Genomic DNA, 21,225 nt, shown 5'->3' on the forward strand with positions numbered 1-21,225 from the left:
CGCTTCCAGATCAACCGTCTTGAGTTTCGCTCTCCATCATGGTCGCGATGGCATAACGGGCCTGATCCTGATTAAACCCGCGTCCCAGCAGATACTTGAGCCACTTCATCCGCAGTTTGAAGTCACCCAGATCGCTGGCTCTGGCTCGCCGCTCAAGCAGGGCAAGAGCCAGCTCGAACCAGTCCAGTTCAGGCTGATCGAACGCGGTCTCTATCTGGCCATCGTCCAGACCCTTGCGACGCAGCTCAAAGCGGATCTTGATGGGACCATGGCCCTTGGCAGCACCAGATCGCACCGCCATGGCACCATAACGCTCGTCATTGACCCAGTTATACCCGCGGCAGTAGTCGACGACAGCGCAGGCGACAGCTTCGTTGAAGCCCTGCTGGCGCAGCCGGTTGGCCAGTTCAGACTCGGCACTCTCGCGGCGAGCCAGACTGCGCATGGCAAAAGCGCGGGCGGCAGCAAACTGCTCTTCGAAGGAGGGTTCAGTGGGTTCGCAGTTAGGTGTATCAGTCATAAATGACAAGGCCGGGGGTTAGCCCGGCCTCACTGTTATTCGAACTCTTGTTCGCTTTCGGCTTCGAGCTCGTCGGCATCCGCCACGACCGGCTTCTCGGCCGGCACATCGCCGGAGAGCAGCAACTCACGCAGTCTGGCTTCCACCTCGGCCGCCATCACCTTGTTCTCGGTGAACAGCTTCATCACGTTGGCCTTGCCCTGACCTATCTTCTCGCCGTTATAGCTGTACCAGGCACCGGCCTTGTCGATCAGCTTGTGCTTGACGCCGAGATCCACCAGCTCACCTTCCTTGGAAATACCGACACCGTAGAAAATCTGGAATTCAGCCTGCTTGAAGGGAGGGGCAACCTTGTTCTTGACCACCTTGACGCGGGTCTCGTTACCGACCACTTCGTCACCTTCCTTGATGGCGCCGATGCGACGGATGTCCAGACGTACTGAGGCGTAGAACTTGAGCGCGTTACCACCGGTAGTGGTTTCCGGGCTGCCGAACATGACACCAATCTTCATCCGGATTTGGTTGATGAAGATACAGAGGCAGTTGGCGTTCTTGATGTTGGCGGTCAGCTTGCGCAGCGCCTGGGACATCAGACGAGCCTGCAGGCCGACGTGGGAATCACCCATCTCGCCTTCGATTTCTGCTTTCGGCGTCAGAGCGGCCACCGAGTCGACGATGATGACGTCAACGGCGTTGGAACGCACCAGCATGTCGCAGATTTCCAGCGCCTGCTCACCGGTATCCGGCTGGGAGATCAGCAGGTCATCGACGTTGACACCCAGCTTGGCTGCATAGATGGGGTCGAGGGCATGCTCTGCATCGATAAATGCACAGACCTTGCCTTTCTTCTGGGCTTCCGCAATCACCTGCAGGGTGAGGGTGGTTTTACCGGAAGATTCCGGGCCATAGATCTCGACGATACGGCCGCACGGCAGACCGCCGATACCCAGCGCCACGTCCAGGGAGAGGGAACCGGTAGAGATGGCTTCGATATCCATGGTCTTGCTGTCGCCCAGACGCATGATGGAGCCTTTGCCGAACTGCTTTTCAATCTGACCCAGCGCAGCCGCCAGTGCCTTCTGTTTGTTCTGATCCATGCCAATCTCCGCTGGAAATCGTGAGTAATAAGTGAAGTTGGGCTAAGTATACTGTCTATTCATACAGTATCAAGCCCAATTTATCTGAGCAGGGCCAAGAGTCCGGACAAGGCCTGTCTGACCGCCTGCTGGCGTACCTGACGCCGGTCACCGTCGAAACGGGCCAGCAGGGAGTGGTGACGGCCGTTGCTGTCGGCCCAGGCGAACCAGACGGTACCGACAGGTTTGTCTTCGGTTGCACCACCCGGGCCTGCGATACCGCTGATGGCCACGCTGATGGCGGCCGACGAGTGGGCCAACGCGCCACGGGCCATCTCCAGCACCACAGCCTCGCTTACGGCCCCGTGCTGCTGAAGACTCTCGCCGCTCACCCCCAGCATCTGCTGCTTGGCCTGGTTGGTATAGGTGACGAAGCCGCGATCGAACCAGCCAGAGCTGCCGGCAATGTCGGTGATGGCCGTTGCCACGCCACCGCCGGTACAGGATTCGGCGGTAGCCGCCAGCCAGCCTCGCTGGCCCAGGGCCTTGCCCAGTTCGGTGGCGAGGTGCTCTATCTCTGCGTCCAGTTTCATCCCGGCTCCCTAGCTCGTTGAGGAGGCTCATTATGCGATCCTGCTGCCATCCCCCGCAACCGGAGCAGGGCAGAAGCCCGCCTTGCCCGTCTCAGCACGGCCATACTGGCAGCCTGATGTCATTCGTTCAGAACTCATCATTGCATCCATCGACTCGCGAGAGCAGACTGTTTGGCCTTGTTTTGACTCAAGGCAACCACCATGACTCCTGCCATCAACCTGCTGAAAAAGCTCAAGATCCCCCATAAGCTCTACCCCTATGAGTGCGACGCTCACGACGATTTCGGCAAGCACGCCGCGACCCGGCTGGGCCTGCCGGAAGCCCGGGTGTTCAAGACCCTGATCGCCCATCATGACAAGCAGGCAGTGGTGGCCATAGTGCCTTCCTCCGGCATGTGCAGTCTCAAACAGCTGGCCAAGGCCACGGGTTTGAAAAAGGTGGAGATGATGACACCGGCGGAGGCCGAGAAGCTGACCGGTTACAAGGTGGGGGGCATCAGCCCGCTGGCCCAGAAGAAGTTGTTGCCAACCGTACTCGATGACTCCGCCATGGCGTTTGACGAGATCCTGGTGAGCGGTGGCAAACGCGGCCTCTCGGTCGGGGTGGCGCCGCAAGATATGCTGACGCTGATGAAATGGATTGCGGCCCCGATTGGTGAACACCAGGGGGACTAGTCAAAAAGAGAGGCCCAGGCCGACCCTGGGCCTCTGCATATCACTCGGCTTTCCCATGACAGGCGGTGGTCAGATCGGATAACCGCAGCCGCTGCCTGCCAGCCTCATCGAAGTTCTCCTCTGCCAACCAGCGCGCGAAACACGCCTGCAGGGCGGGCCACTCGCTGTCGATCACCGAGAACCAGGCGGTATCCCGACTGCGTCCCTTGTCTACCCTGTTCTGGCGAAATGTCCCTTCATAACTGAAACCGAGCCGCAGCGCCGCCCGCCAGGAGGGCTTGTTGAGGGCATTGCACTTCCACTCGTAGCGCCGGTAGCCGAGGGCAAAGGCGTTGGCCATCATCAGCGCCATGGCCGCCGTCGCCAGACGCGACTGTTGCAGGGCCGGCGAGAAGTGCAGCCAACCCACCTCAATGCTGCCAGCCAGGGGATCGATGCGCAGGTAGCTGGCGAGCCCTAGCGCCTTGCCGCTGTCGGCGTCCGTTTTTGCGTCCACTATGGCGTAGAACTGGGGATCCACTTTGGCGACGCACTGTTGCAGCCAGGCCTGCATGGCCGCCTCATCGGTGAAGGGACCACTGGTGAGATAGGTCCACATGGCCCCACTGTCGGTGCCGAACGCCTGCCAGAGCGCGGGTCCGTGGCGCTCGGGATCCAGCGGCTCCAGCCGGCAGCCCCAGCCTGACAGTGGCTGATGGGGAGGAAACTCGGCCCCGCGCCAGTCGGGCAAGAGGACGCCAACCGCTTGGTCGAACTCGTTCAGATGATGATCAGTAGCCACAGGTCATTCCCCCTTCCAGCAAAACGCCCGCATCTTCACCGAGGGCGACGGCAAAGCCGTCCTGACGCCACCAGTGCAGGCCACCTATCAGCTCCTTGACCTGAAAGCCCAGCGCCGCCAGTTTGTAGGCCCCTTGAGTCGAGCCGTTGCAGCCTATGCCATCGCAGTAGCAGACATAAACCTTGTCCCGCGCAAGGGTGGCCGTCGTCGCTTGATTCATGGATCCATGGGGGAAAGAGACGGCCCCTGGAATATGCCCCAGCCGGTAATGCTGCGCGGATCGAGTGTCGATGACGACGATGCGCTCTTCTTTTTCCAGCAGATCGGCAGCCAGGTCCGCCGGGTCGGTGCGAAATCTCAGCTGGGCCTCGAAAAAGGCGCTGGCGTCCATCGGGCTGGCAAGACCCGTACTCAATACATGACTCATGGTGAAGCTCCTTGTGGCTAAACCCGGATCCGGGTGGTGGCGATGGTGTTGACCAAGCTGATGAGGTCGGAGCCCAATACATGGCTCATAGGGAAGCCTCCCGTGGCCACAGTACGATTTGGGTGATCACTGTGGTCCTGACGGAATTGGCGATGAAGCACTCCTCGTGGGCCTGGTGGTGCAGTTGCTCCAGCTCGGCCAGGGTCGGCTGGCGTGCGCCGCCAAACAACACCTGCGGACGCAGGGTCACCCGGGTAATCGACTGACGCCCCCGTTCATCCGTCTCCATGACGCCAATCGCCTGATCCCGATAGCGGTCAACCAGATAGCCTTGCTTGGCCACCAGCCAGAGAAAGGTCAGCATGTGGCAGCTGGAGAGGGCGGCCACAAAGGCCTCCTCCGGATCGACGTGCTCGGCCACCGACCAGGGCAAGGGCACCACGTGCGGGGAGGAGGAAGCGGCCACCCTGACGCCGCCGTCGAATTCCCATTGATGGACCCGACTGTAGCGCTGATCGAGGAAGCGCTCGCTGGCACCTCTCTCCCAACTGATGATGGCGCTGTATTCCGACATGCAGACTCCTTTCGTTGCCAATGTGGTTGCTCATGTTCCTTGCGCACCAATGTAACGGGATAATGGCCTTGCCACGCCGACCAATTTTGCCAATATGGGCAGACCAATTATGCCAAGCGCCGGAGATAGCCATGCCCGCCCTGCCAACCCTGTTTGCCACTCAGCAAGCAAGCGATCTGCCGCTGCACGAACAGCTGGTGCGCACCCTGCGCGGCGCCATCCTGGCCGGCCATCTGCCCCAGCACAGCCGGCTGCCCGCCAGCCGTATGCTGGCAGGGGATCTGGGGGTCTCCCGCAGCACGGTAGAGCTGGCTTATGGTCGGCTGGAGGCGGAAGGTTATCTGGTGCGCAAGGTGGGGGCCGGCAGCTTTGTAGCCCTGGCAGCGGTATGCCCGGCGCCACGTCCGCCCCAGTCGGCGGCCGGACTCTCCCGCCGTGGTCAGGAGATGGCCGCAGGCGGCGCCTGTCATGACACACCACACGTCGGCACCTCGTTTGCGTCCAGTCAGCCTGACTCCCGCCTCTTCCCTCATGCGCACTGGGGTCGGCTGATGCAGCAGCAGTGGCGTCAGCAGGGTGAACGCTGGATGAACTATGGCGACCCGCAAGGCTTGCCTGAGCTGCGGGCCGCCATCAGCAGCTATCTGGTGCAGTCCCGCGGCGTGGTGTGCGAACCGGATCAAATCCTGATCCTCACCAGCTCCCAGCAGGGGATACTGCTGGCGACCCAGCTGCTCATCGATGCCGGTGACACCGTCTGGGTAGAGGATCCCGGCTACCCCGGGGCCCGTACCGCCATGGAGAGCGCCGGTGCCAGAGTGCACCCTGTGCCAGTGGATGGGGAGGGGCTCAACCCGCTGGGGCAACACCCCACACCCCGCCTCATCTATACCACACCGGCCCACCAGTACCCCCTGGGCATGCCCATGAGCCTCGCCCGCCGAATGGCGTTGCTGAGGGAAGTCGAGCGTCACGGCGCCTGGATCCTGGAGGACGATTACGATGGGGAATATCAGTACGATCAGCGCCCGCTGCCCGCCTTGCAGGGGCTGGATAACCAGGGGCGAGTCATCTATGTGGGGACCTTCAGCAAGGTGCTGTTCGGTTCATTGCGACTCGCCTATCTGGTACTGCCAAGGCCGCTGATGAGTGCCTTCTGCCAGGCCAGGGCGGCCTTTGATGGCCACAGCAACCAGTTGCAGCAGGCGGTCACGGCGGACTTCATCCGTGCCGGTCACTTCGCCACCCACCTGCGCCAGAGCCGGCTCATCTACCAGAGCCGGCGCGACCTGCTGCTGGCCGAGCTCGCCAGTCACTGCCCGCAGCTCACCCCCATCCACAGCGGCGCCGGGCTGCAATGCGCCGTGCTGTTGCCCGCTGGCGGCGAGACCCGCTGGACCAACCCCGCCAATGCCCGGGGCATGGGTCTGCGTCCGCTCGGACAGTTCTACCTCGGCGAGCCAAATCTGGAGGGCTGGCTGCTCGGCTTTGGCGCCCTCGACAACCAGACACTGCGCCAGCTATGTCGCCAGTTGGGAAACTTGATGAAGTCGTCCTGATGGCGGTGTGAACGCACTCTTCGCCGAGCAGATGCGTGGCCTGCGACCGGGCAAGACCCGAAAACAGCGAACTATAATGGATGCAAGATAGTCGTTGAGCCTAGCCGAGATGTATAGACTCCTGTTTCTGACCCTCTGCCTTTTCCTCCCTTCCATTCTGATGGCAGCCACCCGTTTCACCTACATCAGCCCGGAGAGCGAACGGGATCCCCGCATGACCTATGACAGAGAGCTGCTACGGCTGGCGCTCGACAAAACCCGCGACATGTTTGGTGACTATGAGCTGGTGCCCGCCCCCATCATGACCAAGGACAGAGCGCGCCTCAGCCTGCAATTCAACAGCTTTACCAACCTGTTCGTCATGGACAGTTACAGCAGCAGGCGCAATGGGAAGGGGCTGGCCTATGTGCGCTTTCCCATTCATCTGGGCATCGTCAGCTACCGCATCTGCTTCGTCAGCCCCCGGCAGCAGGCTGCCATGGCTGGGGTAACCGATCTGGACGGGTTGCGCCGTTTCACCTTTGGCCAGGGCAAAGGCTGGCTGGATGTGGAGATACTGCGCCATGCAGGTCTCAAGGTCGTGGAGGTGGTGAGTTACGAGATGCTGTTCAAAATGGCGGCTCGTGGCCGTTTCGATCTCTTGTGCCGCGGCGCGAGCGAATTGCGCAGCGAACAGCTTACCCACAAGGACGTTGCGAACCTGCTGGTAGACGACCATCTGCTGCTCTACTACCCGCTACCTCGGCTCTTTTACACCAACATGGCAAATGGTAATGCCCTGAAACGGGTAGAGGTCGGCCTGCACCGGGCATGGCAGGACGGATCCCTGCAAGCGCTGTGGCGCCACAGCTTCGGCCCCGCCATCGCCTTTGCCGGGCTCAAGCAGCTGCGCATGCTGCGACTGGAAAACCCCTTCCTCGCGGGGATCAACTTCGACTATCTCCCCTACTTCTACAACCCCATGACGGATCGCTTCGGCAAAGACTGAGCACGATTTCAGCCCTGCTCGCTGCAGAGCGCGAGCCAGGCTTCGGCGGTGCGGGAGAGATAGCGATCGCTCGGCCAGATCACCCCGAGCCGCCAGCTGAGTTCAGGCAAAAGCGGCCGCAGCACCAGCCCGTCCGGTGTCAACCGACGGCAGATGGGTTCGGGCAAAAAGGCGACGCCCATGCCGCTGCGCACCATGGCGGTGAGAAAATCCCACTGGCTGCTGCGGGCCGCCACCTGGGGCACGAAGCCCGCCTGCTGGCATGCCTTCTCCAGCCGCTCGCTCAGGGTGAAGGCCTGGGTGTAGAGCAGGAAGGGTTCATCACGCAAATCCTCCAGCCGGATCTCGCGGCATGCGCGGCAGGTCCGGCAGCACTACCTGAATGGGATACTGATCCAGCTCCAGCGCGCTCAGGGCGCCCCCCTCCCGGGTTGGCAGCATGGTGATGGCAAGATCCAGCTCCCCCGCCAGCACAGCCTGCTCGATGCGCCGACCGCCATATTCGACGATGGAGAGCTCCACCTTGGGGTAGCGGCTGCGATAGGTACGAATGAGATCCGCATAGACGTGGCCCACCATGGGCGGTATGCCGAGAGCCAACCGGCCAAATTGCAGGCTCTGCAGATCGGCGAGTTCCGCCTCCAGCTGCTGCATCTCGGCCAGTATGGTCTGGGCCCGATTGAACAGCACCTGGCCGCTGTCGGTCAGGGTGAAGCGGCGCCCCTCGCGGTTGAGCAAGGGTTGGCCCAGCTCCTCCTCGATATTGCGGATCATCTTGCTGATGGTGGGCTGGGTAACGAACAGCTTCTCGGAGGCGCGGGTGAAGCTTTGCTCCCGCACCAGTTCCACAAAGTAACGCAGAGCTCGGATATCCATGGTGATCTCTATGCTGGCTGGAACCTTAATCATGCCTCTTTGGCATGATTTTGATAATTTAAATTCATTTTTTGCAGGTTTTGCCTGTCTCTATACTGTGAGCCAGTTCACAGAAAGACACCCATCATGAAAGCCCTCTGCATTCGCTGGTTCCAGACTCCCTTTCAAATCGCCCTGCTGGCCGCCATCTGGCTGCTGGCCGATGCGGCGGTACGTACCTTCCATTTGCCGCTGCCCGCCAACCTCACCGGCATGCTGGCGCTGCTGGTCCTGATCCTGCTCGGCGTCCAGTGGTTCAGCGCCGGTGCCCGCTGGCTGCTGGCCGAGATGCTGCTGTTCTTCGTGCCGGCCGTGGTGGCCGTGGTCAACTATCAGGACCTGCTGTTGCAGGAGGGGTGGCGCATCATGCTGGTCTTGCTGATCAGCACCACTCTGGTGCTGGGCACCACTGCGTTGGTGGTGGACAGGGTCTATCGCCTCGAACTGAAACTCGCCCGCCGGAGTCGCCGCCATGTCTGATACCCTGCTCGGCCTGCTCTGCTTCGCCCTTACCCTGCTGTTCTATTACGCCAGCAAATGGCTCTATGGTCGTAAGCGCATACTGCCCCTGATGCCGCTGCTGCTGGCGCCCACCCTGCTGGTCGCCGTGGTGCTGCTGTTTCACATCCCCTATCAGGACTACATGGCTCAGTCCCACTGGCTGCTCTGGTTGCTGGGACCGGCCACCGTCGCCTTCGCCGTGCCCGTCTACGAGAATCGCCAGCTGATCCACCGGCACTGGCTCTCCCTCTCGGTAGGCGTCGTCGCCTCCGTCATCATGGCTGTGGGCAGCACAGTGCTGCTGGCGCGCTGGCTGCACCTCTCCGACATGTTGCAGCGCAGCCTGGCGATGCGCTCCATCACCACACCGTTCGCGGTGGAAGCGACCCGCGCCATCGGCGGCCAGACCGATCTCACTGCGCTGTTTGTGGTGCTGACCGGGGTGATCGGCATGGCGGTGGGGGAGAGCGTGCTCACCCTGCTCGCCATTCGCAGCCGCCTCGGCAAGGGGGCCGGTTTCGGCGCCTCGGCCCATGGCGCCGGTACCGCCAAGGCGTACCAGATGGGTAACGAGGAGGGCGTCGTCTCCAGCATGGTAATGATGATAGCGGGCATGGTGACGGTGCTGCTCGCCCCCTTGCTCGGCCGGATGTTCTGGTAGCACGGGCAAACAGGCTGGGCACACTACACTCAAACAAGTGTGTGTCTGGAAACATCGCATGATCCGTTATGGCCTGTTCTCGTTCTGGTTGCTGCTTGGCAACCTGCTGCTGACCCAGCCCTTGCTGGCGGTCGAGATTTTTACGCATGCCAGCCCGGAGAGCGAACAGGACAAGCGGGCATCTTATTACCGTGACCTGCTGCAGCTGACTCTGGATAAAACCCGTGACAGCTACGGCGAGTATGAACTGCAGGCCGCGCCGCCCATGAATCGGGTACGGCTGCGGCTAGCCATACAGCAGGGAAGCTATCCCAACTTTTTTGCGGTGGATAGCCAGCGCCCGGCCAGTGAAGCCGAGTCTCTCGACTATGTTCCCTTCCCGGTAGACCTCGGCATACTGAGTTATCGGATCTGTTTTGTCAGTCCCCAGCGTCAACAAGCACTAGCCAGACTGACCCGCCTTGATGAGTTGAAAAGCTTCCTCCATGGCCAGGGGCGAGGCTGGCAGGATGTCACCATTTTGCGTCATGCAGGCATGCGAGTGCAGGAGGTCGACAACTACGAGCGCCTGTTCAAGCTGGTAGAGCGGGGCCGGATCGACCTGTTCTGCCGGGGGGCCAACGAGCTGCTTACCGAGCTGGAAACCCACAGGGATCTCACCCGCCTCACTGTCGATCAACACATAGCCCTCCACTATCCCTTCATCCACCTCTTCTATACCCACAAGGGGAACAAGCACGCCCTCAAACGCATCCAGACAGGACTGTTACTGGCCTGGCAAGATGGCTCCTTGCAGACGCTCTGGCTCAAGACCTTCAAGCCTGCCCTCGACTTTGCCAGACTGGATAAGCGACGGCTGTTCCGGTTGGACAATCCGCAACTCCGGGAGTTGGAGATTGACTACCGCGACTACACCTACGATCCGCTCAGGGGCACCTTTGGCTCAGGAGGCACGAGAAACGGCGAGCCCTGACGCCAGGTGACACAGACGCAGTAACACGGCCGCAGCCACTATATTCAGAAGAGTCTATTTTTCGACAGGAGGTCGTGATGATCTGGTTCTCTCTGCTTGTCCTCTTGCTGACCCTGTCAGCGCAGGCTGCCACACCGACTCTGTTCACCCACATGAGCCCGGAGAGTGAACGGGATCCCAGAGTCACCTATGACCGTGAACTGCTGCGACTGGCGCTGGAGAAGACTCGCGCCAGCCATGGTGACTTTCAATTGCGAGCCGCCCCCCCCATGACATTGGCCAGGATGTGGATCAGCCTGCGCTTCAACCACTATCCCAACCTGTTTGCCATGGACAGCTACCGCTCAGACCGTGACATGACGGGGGTCGACTATGTTCGTTTCCCCATCCATCTCGGGATCGTCAGCTACCGCATCTGCTTCGTCAGCCCCCAACAGCAGGCAGCCGTCGCCAGCGTCACCACACTGGATCAGCTGAAGAAGTTTACTCTCGGCCAGGGCAAGGGTTGGCTCGATGTACAGATCCTGAGGCAGGCAGGGTTCAAGGTACAGGAAGTAGAAGGCTATGAACTGCTGTTCAAGATGGTGGCACGCGGTCGCTTCGATCTCTTCTGTCGCGGGATCAACGAGTTGCCGCAGGAGAAACTGAACCACAAGGAGATCAGGGACCTGGTCATGGATGAGAGCATAGCCCTCTACTATCCCCTGCCCCGGGTCTTCTTCGCCCACAATGCCAATCGGGAGGCCATACAGAGAGTAGAGGCCGGGCTGAAAGCTGCCTGGCAAGACGGTTCGTTGCAAACCCTCTGGCTCAACACCTTCAAACCTTCCCTCACCTTCGCCCACCTCGATACACGCCGCCTGTTTCGGCTTGAGAACCCCTTCATCAAGGGGATAGGCTTCAACTACCAGGCTTACTTCTACGATCCGGTCCACAGTCGGTTCGGGCCGGGCGAGCCATAGCAAGAGGGCGCCAACCGGGCGCCCTCTGTTTATTTGCGGTGACAGCGCCAGATCCGAGCGCCACTTTCCCCACCTTAGCGATCTTCTCAGAGGCTAGTGCAGATCTGCCACAGGTCATACTGGATAGCGGCGGCCGTCACTTCACGCCCTGCCCCCGGTCCCTGTATCACCAGCGGGTTGGTACGATAGCTGTCGCTCTCGATGGCGAACACGTTGTCACAAGGCAGCAAATTGGCGAACGGGTGGTGAGGCTCCAGCGCCTCCAGCCCGACCCTGGCCTTGCCATCGTGCTCGAAGCGGGCGACGTAGCGCAGCACCTTGCCAACCCGACGCGCACCTTCAAATGCGGTCTGGATCGGGTCATCCAGCTCTTTGAGCCTGTCCATGAACTGATCCGTGCTCACCTTGCGCAGTGTCACCGGCACCAGGTTTTCCAGTTCGATATCGGCGGAATCCAGCTCGAAACCCGCCTCCCGCGCCAGGATCAGCAACTTGCGGCGCACATCCTGACCGGAGAGATCCTCGCGGGGATCCGGCTCGGTCAGGCCGTGCTGCCACGCCTCGTCCACCAGCTCGGAGAAGGGGCGAGTGCCGTCATACTGCTGGAACAGCCAGGAGAGGGTGCCGGAGAAAATACCCGAGACCCCCTGAATGCGGTCGCCGCTCTGGCGCAGCATCTGGATGCTGGACTGGATCGGCAGCCCGGCGCCCACGGTGGCGTTGTAGCGCCACTGCACCTGATGATCGCGGCAGGTCTGCTTGATGCGCTGGTAGAACTCGCTCTCGGCGGCACCGGCAAACTTGTTGGCGGCGATGATGTGAATACCGAGCTGGGCAAAATCCGGGTAGTAGCGACTCACCGTCTCGCTGGCGGTCAAGTCCAGGGCAATCAGCGTATCGAAACTGTGCTGCTCCAGCTGGGTCAGCAGTTCGGGCCAGATCAGCGGTTTGGGGTTGAATTTGTCCTGCACCTTGAGGGGATCCAGCCCCTCTTCGTCCAGCAGCCCCCCTTCCGAGCTGAACACCCCGTACAGGGTCAACGCCAGATTGAGCTCATGTTCGAGCCGCGCCTTCTCGCGGGCATAGAGGGTGAGCCAGTGGCCGCCTATGTTGCCCTTGCCAAATACCACCAGCCCGACCCGGGTAGGGCGACTGAACAGGGCGCTGTGCAAGGCGATGAGCAGGGGCTCCAGCACCACCTGACGCAGCACGGCCACCAAGCTCAGGCCATCTCTGGCCACCTGCACGAACTCCAGCGGCTGATCCGCCAGCAACTGATAGAAGCGGTGACACTGCTCTGCGTTGTCGGTGACACCGGCGCCCACCAGGGCCACCAGACTGAACCCCTCTTTCTGGATGAGACCGGTGAAGCTGCCCTGCAGCTGGAAGTCACGCAGTATCTCGAACGCCCCTTCCGCCACTTCCAGGGTATAGGCCAGACGCAGCACCCGCCGATCAGGCTGGCGCTGCAGGGTGAGCGGATTGAGGCGATGACGGGCCAGATGGGCTTCGATGGCCGCTACCGTCTGCTCATAGTGGGTCTGCGGCAACACTTTCAGCTCGATGAGAGCGATCTGATCCACCGAAGAGACGATGCGGGCACCACCGGAGCGCGGTGCCCGGCGCAGTATGTGAGTGCAGCCCTCATCCGGGTTGTAGCTGCAGCGCAGGGTGAGACGCTGGCGACTGTCCGCCACCGGTTGCAGGGTACGGGAGTGCAGTACGGACGAACCGAGGCGAGCCAGCTCGTTTGCTTCTGCCAGACTGAGACGCTCCAGCAGGCGCGCCTCCTTCACTCGGCGCGGATCGGCGCTGTAGACACCGGCCACGTCGCTCCAGATGGTGGTGGATTCGCCATCAGCCAGGGCTGCCAAGAGGCTGGCGCTGTAGTCGGAGCCGTTGCGCCCGAGCAGCAGGGAGCGCCCCTCCATGTCGGCGGCGATGAAACCTGTCACCACGATGCGACCGGCATGTTCGGCCAGACGGGCCTTGAGCAGTTCACTGGAAAGGGCTGTATCCACCTTGACCAGGGCACCATCCTCGGCACGCAGGAAGCTGCGGGCATCAAGCCAGATGGCCTTCTCACCGCGGCTGCTGAGCAGGGCGGCCAGCAGGCGCGCCGACCACACTTCGCCAAAGGCGAGCAGGCCGTTACGGGCGAAGCGGTCAAACTGCCCCTCCAGGGTCTTGGCGATCAGTTGCATGTCATCGGCCAGCTGCTGGCTGAGATCAAGCTGCAGCTCTCCCTCCAGCAGGCCATCGATCAGGCTCTGCTGATAAGCTTGCAGCGCAGAGATGGCTTCACCGGCCGCCTCATCCCCCGCATCGGCCAGCTCCACCAACTGGATCAAGCGGTTGGTGGTCTTGCCGGCGGCGGAGACCACGACGAGCTCATCCCCGCCAACCTGCTGTTCGACGATAGCGGCGACCCGGCGATAGCAGACCGGATCCGCCAGACTGCTGCCACCGAACTTGTGTACCTGCCGCCGCTTCAACCCTGCTTGTGTTGCCACCGCTATATCTCCTTGCTGCTGTTCCATTACTTCGCCACCTGTTCTGCCAGCTGCGCCTGTTCAAAAGCCTGAGCCAGATCGGCCACCAGATCTTCACCGTGTTCAATACCCACCGACAGACGCAGCAGCTGGGCGCTGATGCCCGCCGCCTGCTGCGCCGCAGGTGTCATGGCCCTGTGGGTCATGCTGGCCGGATGGGCCACCAGACTCTCCACCCCGCCGAGAGACTCGGCTACCGAGAAGAGGGTAAGGGCCGCGAGGAAGGTGCGTAATCCCGCCTCGCTGCAATCGAGTTCAAAACTTAGCATGGCGCCGAAGCCGGACTGTTGACGGCGCGCAATATCATGGCCTGGATGGCTCTGCAGGCTGGGATGATAGATTTTTTTGACCAGCGGCTGTTGCTGCAGGAAGGCGAGAATGCGGTCCGTGTTCTCCTGATGGGCGCGCAATCTGGGAGCCAGGGTGCGCAGGCCGCGCAGGGTGAGGTAGGAGTCGAACGCCCCGGAGGTGAGTCCCAGACAGTTGGCCCACCACACCAGTGATTCAGCCAGCGCGGGATCCTTGGCAATGGCCACGCCCCCCACCACATCGGAGTGGCCATTGATGTACTTGGTGGTGGAGTGCACCACAACATCGGCACCCAGCGACAACGGCTGTTGCAGCAGCGGAGAGAGGAAGGTGTTGTCCACCACCACCTGGGCACCCACCTCATGGGAGGCGGCGGCGATGGCGGTGATGTCCACTACCCGCAGCAAGGGGTTGGAAGGGGTCTCCACCCACACCAGCGCCGGCTTCTGTGTCAGCGCCTCTGCCAGTGCGGCCTCATCACCCTGATCGACAAACTGCACCCGATAGTGGCCCTTGGCAGCCAGATACTCGAACAGGCGCCAGGTACCGCCGTAACAGTCGTGAGGGGCGATCAGCAGATCCCCCGCCTTGAGCAGAGCCGTGGTCACCAGATGGATGGCCCCCATGCCAGTGCCGGTTACAACGGCGCCAGCCCCCCCTTCCAGCGCCGCCAGGGCGTCCGCCAGATTGGTACGGGTCGGGTTGCCGGAGCGGGCATAATCGTATTGACGAGGCTCGCCAAAGTCGGCAAATGTGTAGTTGCTGGAGAGGTAAATGGGCGGCACCACGGCACCGTGCTGCGTGTCTGTTTCAATCCCGGTGCGTACCGCCAGGGTGGCCTTATGACTCATGCTGCTCTCCTTGGCTTTGTGACTGGGCGATTGATCCGGCTCGATTTCCGATGCAACGTACCGGCAGGGTAGCCTTGTGGGTCATTTCCGCTCTCCTTGATGTGTCTCGGGACTGTGTCTGCGGTTTCTCTGCCACACTCATCCCCGCCATTGCTGGCTCATGGTGAACCACACTACGCCACTGCAAAAAAGCCGTCAACACTTCTGGACGTCTAAATGGCTTTGCTGTTGGATTGCCATTAATTTCCTTAAGGGTTAAAATCCGCGCTCACGGCCAAATGAGAACAGGTGAATCATGGGTACAGAGTGGAACGGCGACTACGTCAGCCCCTACGCAGAACACGGCAAGAAGAGCGAACAGGTCAAGAAGATTACTGTCTCGATCCCGCTCAAGGTGTTGAAGGTGTTGACCGATGAGCGCACCCGTCGCCAGGTGAACAACCTGCGTCATGCGACCAACAGTGAGCTGCTCTGTGAAGCCTTCCTGCACGCTTTCACCGGTCAGCCGCTGCCCTGCGACGACGATCTGCGCAAGGATCATCCGGACAGCGTCCCCGCCGAGGTGCGCGCCATCATGGAAGCGCTGGGCAAAGAGATCGAAGATTTCGACGCAGAGTAATACCTGCGACCTATGCCAAACAGCAATCCCTCTTTGAAGATGACGCGGCCCCAGGCCGCGTCATTGCTATCTACCGCCTCCCCCTTCAGCCTGCGCCACTACCAGAGCGACATCAGCAGCCACAGCCACGACTTCGCCCAACTGGTGATCCCCCTGGACGGCCCCCTCGAGATCGAGGTGCAGGGCCAGGGACGTCGCCTTGCCCCCGGTTTTATCTGCGTGATAGCCCCCGGCGAGCGGCACGACTACGCCGCCGATCCGGCCCTCTCGTTTCTGGTGCAGGAGAGCGACTGGCTCCCCGGCGATCTGGCGGCCCGCCCCTTTATCGCGCTGGACGAGCCCCAGCGACACTACCTCGCCTTCCTGCACCGCATGGTGACAGCGGGTCGACAGGTCGCCGGGATGGAGCAGGTGTGGCTGGGCCTGCTGGCACAAGGGCAAGAAATGCACTCCTCTTTTCCTCCTCGCCTTGCCGCCCGTATCCTCAAGGTGCAGCGCCATATCGAGGCCCACCTCGCCGAGCCCCTTGGCAATGAGCAGCTCGCCGCCATCGCCTGCCTCGGTCAGAGTCAGTTCAAGCACACCTTTCGCCAGCAACTGGGGATGAGCGTCTCCCACTACATACGGGCACGGCGCATGACACTGGCACGCACCCTGCTTTCCCACACCGAACTGCCCATAGGCGAGATCGCCAGTCGCTGCGGCTACCAGAATCAGGGAGCCTTCGCCGAGCGCTTCCTGACCGAGAGCGGGCTGACCCCTTCCCTCTGGCGCCAGCAAAACGGCCTTTTGCCGTAACAAGGCGGCCAGCCACCGAAGACAGCCAGCGCCGTTTCGAGGCATGCTGAGGCCAATGCAAGGTGTATGAAACGAGGAGCCAAGATGCAGACCATAAGCTGGCAGCAGTTCGAGATGATAGAGCTGAGAGTGGGCACCCTGGTGCGGGTCGAGCCCTTCCCCGAGGCACGCCGGCCCGCCTACAAGGTATGGGCGGATTTCGGCCCCGAGCTCGGGGTACGCAAGAGCAGCGCCCAGATAACGGATCTCTATCAGCCGGAGGATCTGGTGGGGCGCCAGATAGTCGCCGTGGTGAACTTTCCCCCCAAACAGATAGGCCCCATCCAGTCGGAGTTTCTGCTGACCGGTTTCTACCGGGCTGACGGTGCGGTTGTGATGGCCATCCCTGAGCAGGCGGTGGAGAACGGCGCCAAGCTGGGCTGATGCCCTTGGCCCCATGAAAAAAGAGAGGCGACCCCGGGGTCGCCTCTCTCATTTTGTTGCCGCAGCTCGCTGTTACTTCAACAGGCTGAAGATCAGCGCCGACACCGCCAGCGACCCGGTCAGCAGGATGAAGCCGTTGGTCCAGCCCTGGCGGAAGCGGGCCAGCGCCTCCACCTTGTAGACCGCTATCACCGGCATGATGAAGAGGATCATGGCGATGACGGGGCCGGAGAGGGTCTCCATCAGACCTAGGATACCCGGATTGATAACGGCGGCCCCCCAGATGGCGAAGAACATCAGGGCGATGCCCAGCTTGTCCGCCTTGGCCAGCGACAGGCCGGTGGGCTTGGCGATCAGGCTCTTGAGGCTCTCGCGGGCACCGAGGAAGTGGCCGAGGAAGGAGGAGCTGATGGCGATAAAGGCGATGAGCGGCCCCAGCGTCACTATCACAGGGTTGTCGGTGATGTTGGCAAGATAGGAGAGCACGGAGACGTTCTGGGCCTTGGCCTCGGCCAGCTGGGCCGGAGTGAGGCTCAGCACGCAGGAGAAGACGAAGAAGAGCACGAAGCCCACCAGCATTATGGTGGTGTTGCGCAGGATCAGGCCGCTCTTGGCCTCCGCCTGCTCGCCATATTCCCGCCGCTGCACATTGGCAAAGCCGGAGATGGCGGCGGCGTGGCTGAAGGCAAACACTGTCACCGGCAGCGCCAGCCAGACGGTGTTGAGGAAGCTGCCGCCCTCAAAGGTGGTGACTTCCGGCCACTGCCACTGGGGAATGAGATAGCAGGAAAGCGCCGCCAGAATGGCCGCCAGCGGATAGACCATGAAGGCAAAGGCGCGCAGCATCGCCTTCTCCCCGGCCATCATCACGGCGATCATGGCAAACACCAGCATGCCGGAGAGCATCACCCGGTTCGGGGTCGCCATGCCGAGCTGGTTGACCATGAAGCTCTCGACCGTGTTGGTCAACCCGACGCCGTAAATAAGCAGTATCGGGAAGATGGAGAGGAAATAGAGCGCCGAGATGAGCCGACCGGCCATCTTGCCGAAGTGCTCCTCGGCCACCTCGGTGAAGTCAGCATGGGGACGGGAGGAAGAAAGCACGAAGCGGGCCAGCCCGCGGTGAGCCAGGAAGGTCATGGGGCCAGCCAGTACGGCGACTATGACCAGGGGCCAGATACCGCCCAGACCCAGGTTGATGGGCAGAAAGAGTATGCCGGCGCCAACGGCGGTGCCAAACAGGCTGATCACCCAGTGGGTATCATGACTGCGCCAACGGGCAGTGGTGGTAACGGCTGGCTGGGAAGCAGACAGCTCCTTGACGACATCTACAGATAAACTCATTACTAATCCACTTTTTGTCAGTGTTTTAATCTGAGCGTATTGTGGTTTATCAGGATTTAATTCTCAAAATGAGGGACTGAAACATATCACTACCATAACGAGCTCAAGCCAGTGAGATAGGGAATTCAATCGGGATTGGATAATCATGTAAAACTACAAATAATAAAAAATGCGATATATAAATCCAAATTTACATTCATACTCACTTTTTTATTTTGACCAAATGATCGTTCGCAGGATTACCTGAAAATCCATGCCAAATCTTCCCGCTCGATGATGACGTTCCACTGTCATTCACGTTCTTTTCCAGTGGATACTCCTATGCGTGCCGGATAAAAGCAGCGGATCACACCAGACAATCAGGCGACCATGAGGTCGCCTGATTGAGTCTTGCGATGAAATGTCAGCCAACTCAGTGAGCGAGAATAGTGCCCCAGGCGAGATCCGGATCTCCCATCACTATAAAGTCCGGGTTCTCCAGCGACTCGGTTTCGTTGTAGCTAAGCGGTTGCAACGCCAGGCTGAGGATACGACCGCCAGCCGCCTCGACGATGCACTGTGCAGCGGCGGTATCCCACTCGCCGGTGGGGCCGAGTCGCACATAGCAATCGGCAGCCCCTTCTGCCACCAGGCAGGACTTGAGGGAGCTGGAACCGAGCGGGATCAGCTCGTAGTTGATGGCCGGATTGAGGCGACGGGTCAGATTCTCCAGCTTCTGGCGACGGCTGATGGCCACCACCAGGGAGTCTGGCTGGTCATGTTCGTGATGCATGGCGCTGATAGGCAAGGTCTCGCCGTTCACCTCCTTGAAGGCGCCGTGACCACGCACCGCCCAGTAGAGCACGTCAGACTCGGGGGCGTAGATGACACCGAGCACCGGCACGTTGTCCCGAACCAGGGCGATCAGGGTGGCGAAATCGCCGCTGCCGGCAATGAACTCACCAGTGCCGTCGAGGGGATCCACCAGCCAGTACTGCCGCCAGTTGGATCGCTGACTGAAGGGCACATCGGCCGCCTCTTCGGTCAGCACGGGTACATGGGGGGTGAGCGCCGACAGCGCCTGTTTGAGGTAGGCATCGGCAGCAAGATCGGCACTGGTGACCGGGGTCGCATCCTCCTTCAGCTGACGCTCGAACTGACCGCCGTGATAGATTTCGTGAAGGATACGTCCCGCTTCGCGGGCGATCTCCTTGACCCCTGGAACCCAGGCCAACAACTCCTGCATCTTGTTATCCTCTGTTTTTATTGCCTTTGCCCACGTTCGGGCTAGTTTTCCTGCTCCGCCAGCCACTTCTGGGCCAGCAGCAGGGCACTGATGCTGCGCGACTCGGTAAAGTCGGAACGCGCCAGCAATTCATCAATCCGGTTGAGCGGCCAGGGGATCACCTCCAGAGGCTCGGGTTCATCGCCGACTCGCTGCTCGGGGAAGAGATCCCTCGCCAGCAGTATGTCCATCCGGCTGGAGAAGTAACCCGGCGCCAGTGACACCTGCTTGAGGGGGATCAGGCTGTTGGCGCCAAAACCGGCCTCCTCCATCAGCTCCCGGTTGCCCGCCTCGAAGGCGTTCTCACCCGGGTCGATCAGCCCCTTGGGAAAGCCCAGCTCGTAAGAGTGAGTACCAGCCGCATACTCGCGCACCAGCAGCAGGGTGTGAGCGTCATACATAGGCACCACCATGACGGCGCCCCGGTTGCCACCCCGCATCCGCTCATAGACTCGCTCCTCGCCATTGGAGAATTTGAGGTGCAGGGATTCCACCTTGAACAGCCGGCTCTCGGCCACTATCTCGGCCTTGAGGATCTCCGGCTTGTTCTTGTCGAGATCCAGGGTCTCGGCACAGATATGCTCGGGCTTGCTCTTGTGGTGGTCACTCATCGGGCGTTGGCTGCTCGTTAAAAAATAGTGCTTCAAGAGTAAACGATTCCCACACCGAACACCACGGGGCAAGGGCGGGAAAACGGATGGAAAAATCCGTTATAATGCCGCCCCGTTTTCCTCCCGAATATTGACACCAAGAGGCCCCATGCCGACCCAGCTGCCCTGGCACCAGATAGACACAGTCCTGCTCGATATGGATGGCACCCTGATCGATCTCCATTTTGACAACCACCTCTGGCAACAACTGGTGCCGACACGCTACGCAGAGCGACTCGACCTGCCGCTGGACCAAGCCAGAGCACAGATCGATGCCCACTATCACGCCGTCAGCGGCACCCTCGACTGGTACTGTGTGGATTACTGGAGCCAGACCCTGGGGCTGGATATTCGCGCCCTCAAGCAGGAGATCCTGGAGAAGATCCAGTGGCGGCCCAACGTCATCCCCTTCCTTGCCGAGCTGCGGGCGGCTGGCAAGCAGCTGGTGCTGTTTACCAACGCCCACCCCGCCAGCCTGTCGGTCAAGGATGCGCGGCTCGGCCTAGCCGGGCATCTGGACCTGATGGTGAGCACCCACGAGCTGGGCTGGTCGAAGGAGAGCCAGCACTGCTGGCAGGCGCTGGCAGAGCGGCTGGCGTTCGATCCGGCCCGCACCCTGTTTGTGGATGACAGCGAGCGGATCCTGCGCGCCGCCGCCGACTACGGCATCGGCTATCAGCTTGCCATCCAGAATCCGGACAGTTGCCAGCCCGAGCAGCACATCACCGCCTTCCCGGCGATCCGTGACTATGCCGAACTGCTGCCGCTGACTACTTGATACCGATACGGGGGCAGGATTCACCAGCCTCCCCGATGTATTCCGTAACTACGCAGAATTGCTGCCGCTGACGATGTGATACCGATACGGGGACAGAACTCACCGCCTTCCCCGATCTATTCCGTGACTACGCCGAATTGCTGCCGCTGACTACTTGATACCGATGCGGGGGCAGAATTCACCGCCTTCCCCGATGTATTCCGTGACTACGCCGAACTGCTGCCGCTGACTACTTGATACCGATACGGGGACAGAATTCACCGCCTTCCCCGATGTATTCCGTGACTACGCCGAATTGCTGCCGCTGACTACTTGATACCGATGCGGGGGCAGAGTTCACCGCCCTCCCCTGTATACCGAGCGGCTGACAGGTGGGGACGCACAATGGAAAGGGCTGCCCGGGCAGCCCTTTCTCGTTGCTATGGCGCTGCA

Annotated in this window: 22 protein-coding genes and 1 pseudogene; 11 read left to right on the plus strand and 12 right to left on the minus strand. The window is 61.1% G+C overall.

The annotated features are described in order from the left end of the window. Nucleotides 1–10: 10 nt before the first annotated feature. The 3 genes from AXW79_RS13140 to pncC all read right to left on the minus strand — a co-directional run bounded on the left by AXW79_RS13140 (nt 11) and on the right by pncC (nt 2,189). On the minus strand, nt 11–520 hold the full coding sequence (locus AXW79_RS13140) for a regulatory protein RecX (protein WP_005315770.1): 510 nt from the start codon (nt 518–520) through the stop codon (nt 11–13). 35 nt (nt 521–555) lie between these two features. Continuing rightward, on the minus strand, nt 556–1,617 hold the full coding sequence (gene recA / locus AXW79_RS13145; RefSeq protein WP_005315774.1) for a recombinase RecA: 1,062 nt from the start codon (nt 1,615–1,617) through the stop codon (nt 556–558). 80 nt (nt 1,618–1,697) lie between these two features. Continuing rightward, a complete protein-coding gene (pncC, locus tag AXW79_RS13150; protein ID WP_005315776.1) occupies nt 1,698–2,189 on the minus strand; it encodes a nicotinamide-nucleotide amidase in 492 nt (163 codons plus the stop codon). Nucleotides 2,190–2,390: 201 nt separating this feature from the next. Between pncC and ybaK the strand changes: the two genes are divergently transcribed. Continuing rightward, entirely contained in the window at nt 2,391–2,864 is a 474-nt protein-coding gene (gene ybaK / locus AXW79_RS13155; protein WP_005315779.1) for a Cys-tRNA(Pro) deacylase, read from the plus strand. A gap of 40 nt (nt 2,865–2,904) precedes the next feature. Here the strand turns inward: ybaK and AXW79_RS13160 are convergent, their stop codons facing one another. From AXW79_RS13160 to AXW79_RS13170, 3 genes are all read right to left on the minus strand, one after another. Beyond that, nucleotides 2,905–3,645, minus strand: coding sequence for a GNAT family N-acetyltransferase (locus AXW79_RS13160; protein ID WP_005315783.1), 741 nt, complete (start codon nt 3,643–3,645; stop codon nt 2,905–2,907). After that, a complete protein-coding gene (locus AXW79_RS13165; protein WP_005315786.1) occupies nt 3,635–4,072 on the minus strand; it encodes a rhodanese-like domain-containing protein in 438 nt (145 codons plus the stop codon). The genes AXW79_RS13160 and AXW79_RS13165 overlap by 11 nt, the downstream gene beginning before the upstream one ends. An 85-nt stretch (nt 4,073–4,157) precedes the next feature. Then, a complete protein-coding gene (locus AXW79_RS13170; RefSeq protein WP_005315789.1) occupies nt 4,158–4,646 on the minus strand; it encodes an OsmC family protein in 489 nt (162 codons plus the stop codon). 131 nt (nt 4,647–4,777) lie between these two features. On the opposite strand from AXW79_RS13170, the gene pdxR reads away from it, so the two are divergent. Both pdxR and AXW79_RS13180 read left to right on the plus strand, forming a co-directional pair. Further along, the gene (gene pdxR / locus AXW79_RS13175) at nt 4,778–6,205 is read left to right on the plus strand and encodes a MocR-like pyridoxine biosynthesis transcription factor PdxR (protein WP_005315791.1); all 1,428 of its coding nucleotides are present in this window, start codon (nt 4,778–4,780) and stop codon (nt 6,203–6,205) included. Nucleotides 6,206–6,314: 109 nt separating this feature from the next. Then, a complete protein-coding gene (locus tag AXW79_RS13180) occupies nt 6,315–7,193 on the plus strand; it encodes a hypothetical protein (protein ID WP_005315794.1) in 879 nt (292 codons plus the stop codon). An 8-nt stretch (nt 7,194–7,201) separates the two neighbouring features. Here AXW79_RS13180 and AXW79_RS13185 read toward each other — a convergent pair. Beyond that, nucleotides 7,202–8,069, minus strand: a pseudogene (locus AXW79_RS13185) (LysR substrate-binding domain-containing protein). Between the two features lie 126 nt (nt 8,070–8,195). On the opposite strand from AXW79_RS13185, the gene AXW79_RS13190 reads away from it, so the two are divergent. From AXW79_RS13190 to AXW79_RS13205, 4 genes are all read left to right on the plus strand, one after another. Next, a complete protein-coding gene (locus AXW79_RS13190) occupies nt 8,196–8,588 on the plus strand; it encodes a CidA/LrgA family protein (RefSeq protein WP_005315796.1) in 393 nt (130 codons plus the stop codon). Further along, the gene (locus AXW79_RS13195; protein ID WP_005315798.1) at nt 8,581–9,270 is read left to right on the plus strand and encodes an LrgB family protein; all 690 of its coding nucleotides are present in this window, start codon (nt 8,581–8,583) and stop codon (nt 9,268–9,270) included. The genes AXW79_RS13190 and AXW79_RS13195 overlap by 8 nt, the downstream gene beginning before the upstream one ends. A 58-nt stretch (nt 9,271–9,328) precedes the next feature. Next, complete coding sequence (locus AXW79_RS13200; RefSeq protein ID WP_005315800.1) at nt 9,329–10,243, plus strand: hypothetical protein; 915 nt, start codon at nt 9,329–9,331, stop codon at nt 10,241–10,243. Between the two features lie 77 nt (nt 10,244–10,320). Then, the gene (locus AXW79_RS13205) at nt 10,321–11,205 is read left to right on the plus strand and encodes a type 2 periplasmic-binding domain-containing protein (protein WP_005315802.1); all 885 of its coding nucleotides are present in this window, start codon (nt 10,321–10,323) and stop codon (nt 11,203–11,205) included. 86 nt (nt 11,206–11,291) lie between these two features. On the opposite strand, the gene AXW79_RS13210 is transcribed toward AXW79_RS13205, so the two are convergent. Both AXW79_RS13210 and metB read right to left on the minus strand, forming a co-directional pair. After that, nucleotides 11,292–13,745: a bifunctional aspartate kinase/homoserine dehydrogenase II gene (locus tag AXW79_RS13210; RefSeq protein WP_005315804.1), complete on the minus strand. Its 2,454-nt coding sequence runs from the start codon at nt 13,743–13,745 to the stop codon at nt 11,292–11,294. Next, nucleotides 13,745–14,917 carry a cystathionine gamma-synthase gene (gene metB / locus AXW79_RS13215; protein WP_005315807.1) on the minus strand — a complete coding sequence of 391 codons (1,173 nt, stop codon included), beginning with the start codon at nt 14,915–14,917 and terminating at the stop codon, nt 13,745–13,747. Before metB ends, AXW79_RS13210 begins: the two co-directional genes overlap by 1 nt. Before the next feature lie 295 nt (nt 14,918–15,212). On the opposite strand from metB, the gene metJ reads away from it, so the two are divergent. From metJ to AXW79_RS13230, 3 genes are all read left to right on the plus strand, one after another. Further along, the gene (gene metJ, locus AXW79_RS13220; protein ID WP_005315809.1) at nt 15,213–15,536 is read left to right on the plus strand and encodes a met regulon transcriptional regulator MetJ; all 324 of its coding nucleotides are present in this window, start codon (nt 15,213–15,215) and stop codon (nt 15,534–15,536) included. 39 nt (nt 15,537–15,575) lie between these two features. Continuing rightward, complete coding sequence (locus AXW79_RS13225) at nt 15,576–16,334, plus strand: AraC family transcriptional regulator (RefSeq protein ID WP_034283774.1); 759 nt, start codon at nt 15,576–15,578, stop codon at nt 16,332–16,334. Between the two features lie 84 nt (nt 16,335–16,418). Then, entirely contained in the window at nt 16,419–16,757 is a 339-nt protein-coding gene (locus AXW79_RS13230) for a tRNA-binding protein (RefSeq protein WP_005315814.1), read from the plus strand. Between the two features lie 72 nt (nt 16,758–16,829). On the opposite strand, the gene AXW79_RS13235 is transcribed toward AXW79_RS13230, so the two are convergent. From AXW79_RS13235 to nudE, 3 genes are all read right to left on the minus strand, one after another. Next, on the minus strand, nt 16,830–18,101 hold the full coding sequence (locus AXW79_RS13235; protein ID WP_005315817.1) for an aromatic amino acid transport family protein: 1,272 nt from the start codon (nt 18,099–18,101) through the stop codon (nt 16,830–16,832). Between the two features lie 412 nt (nt 18,102–18,513). Beyond that, complete coding sequence (cysQ, locus tag AXW79_RS13240) at nt 18,514–19,326, minus strand: 3'(2'),5'-bisphosphate nucleotidase CysQ (protein ID WP_005315821.1); 813 nt, start codon at nt 19,324–19,326, stop codon at nt 18,514–18,516. Between the two features lie 41 nt (nt 19,327–19,367). Then, on the minus strand, nt 19,368–19,976 hold the full coding sequence (nudE, locus tag AXW79_RS13245; protein WP_005315824.1) for an ADP compounds hydrolase NudE: 609 nt from the start codon (nt 19,974–19,976) through the stop codon (nt 19,368–19,370). A 148-nt stretch (nt 19,977–20,124) separates the two neighbouring features. Here nudE and yrfG point away from each other — a divergent pair, with 148 nt between their 5' ends. Then, nucleotides 20,125–20,793, plus strand: coding sequence for a GMP/IMP nucleotidase (yrfG, locus tag AXW79_RS13250; protein WP_005315828.1), 669 nt, complete (start codon nt 20,125–20,127; stop codon nt 20,791–20,793). The last annotated feature ends 432 nt before the right edge of the window (nt 20,794–21,225 follow it).

It is taken from the genome of Aeromonas salmonicida subsp. salmonicida, from assembly GCF_001643305.1.
Taxonomy (GTDB): domain Bacteria; phylum Pseudomonadota; class Gammaproteobacteria; order Enterobacterales; family Aeromonadaceae; genus Aeromonas; species Aeromonas salmonicida.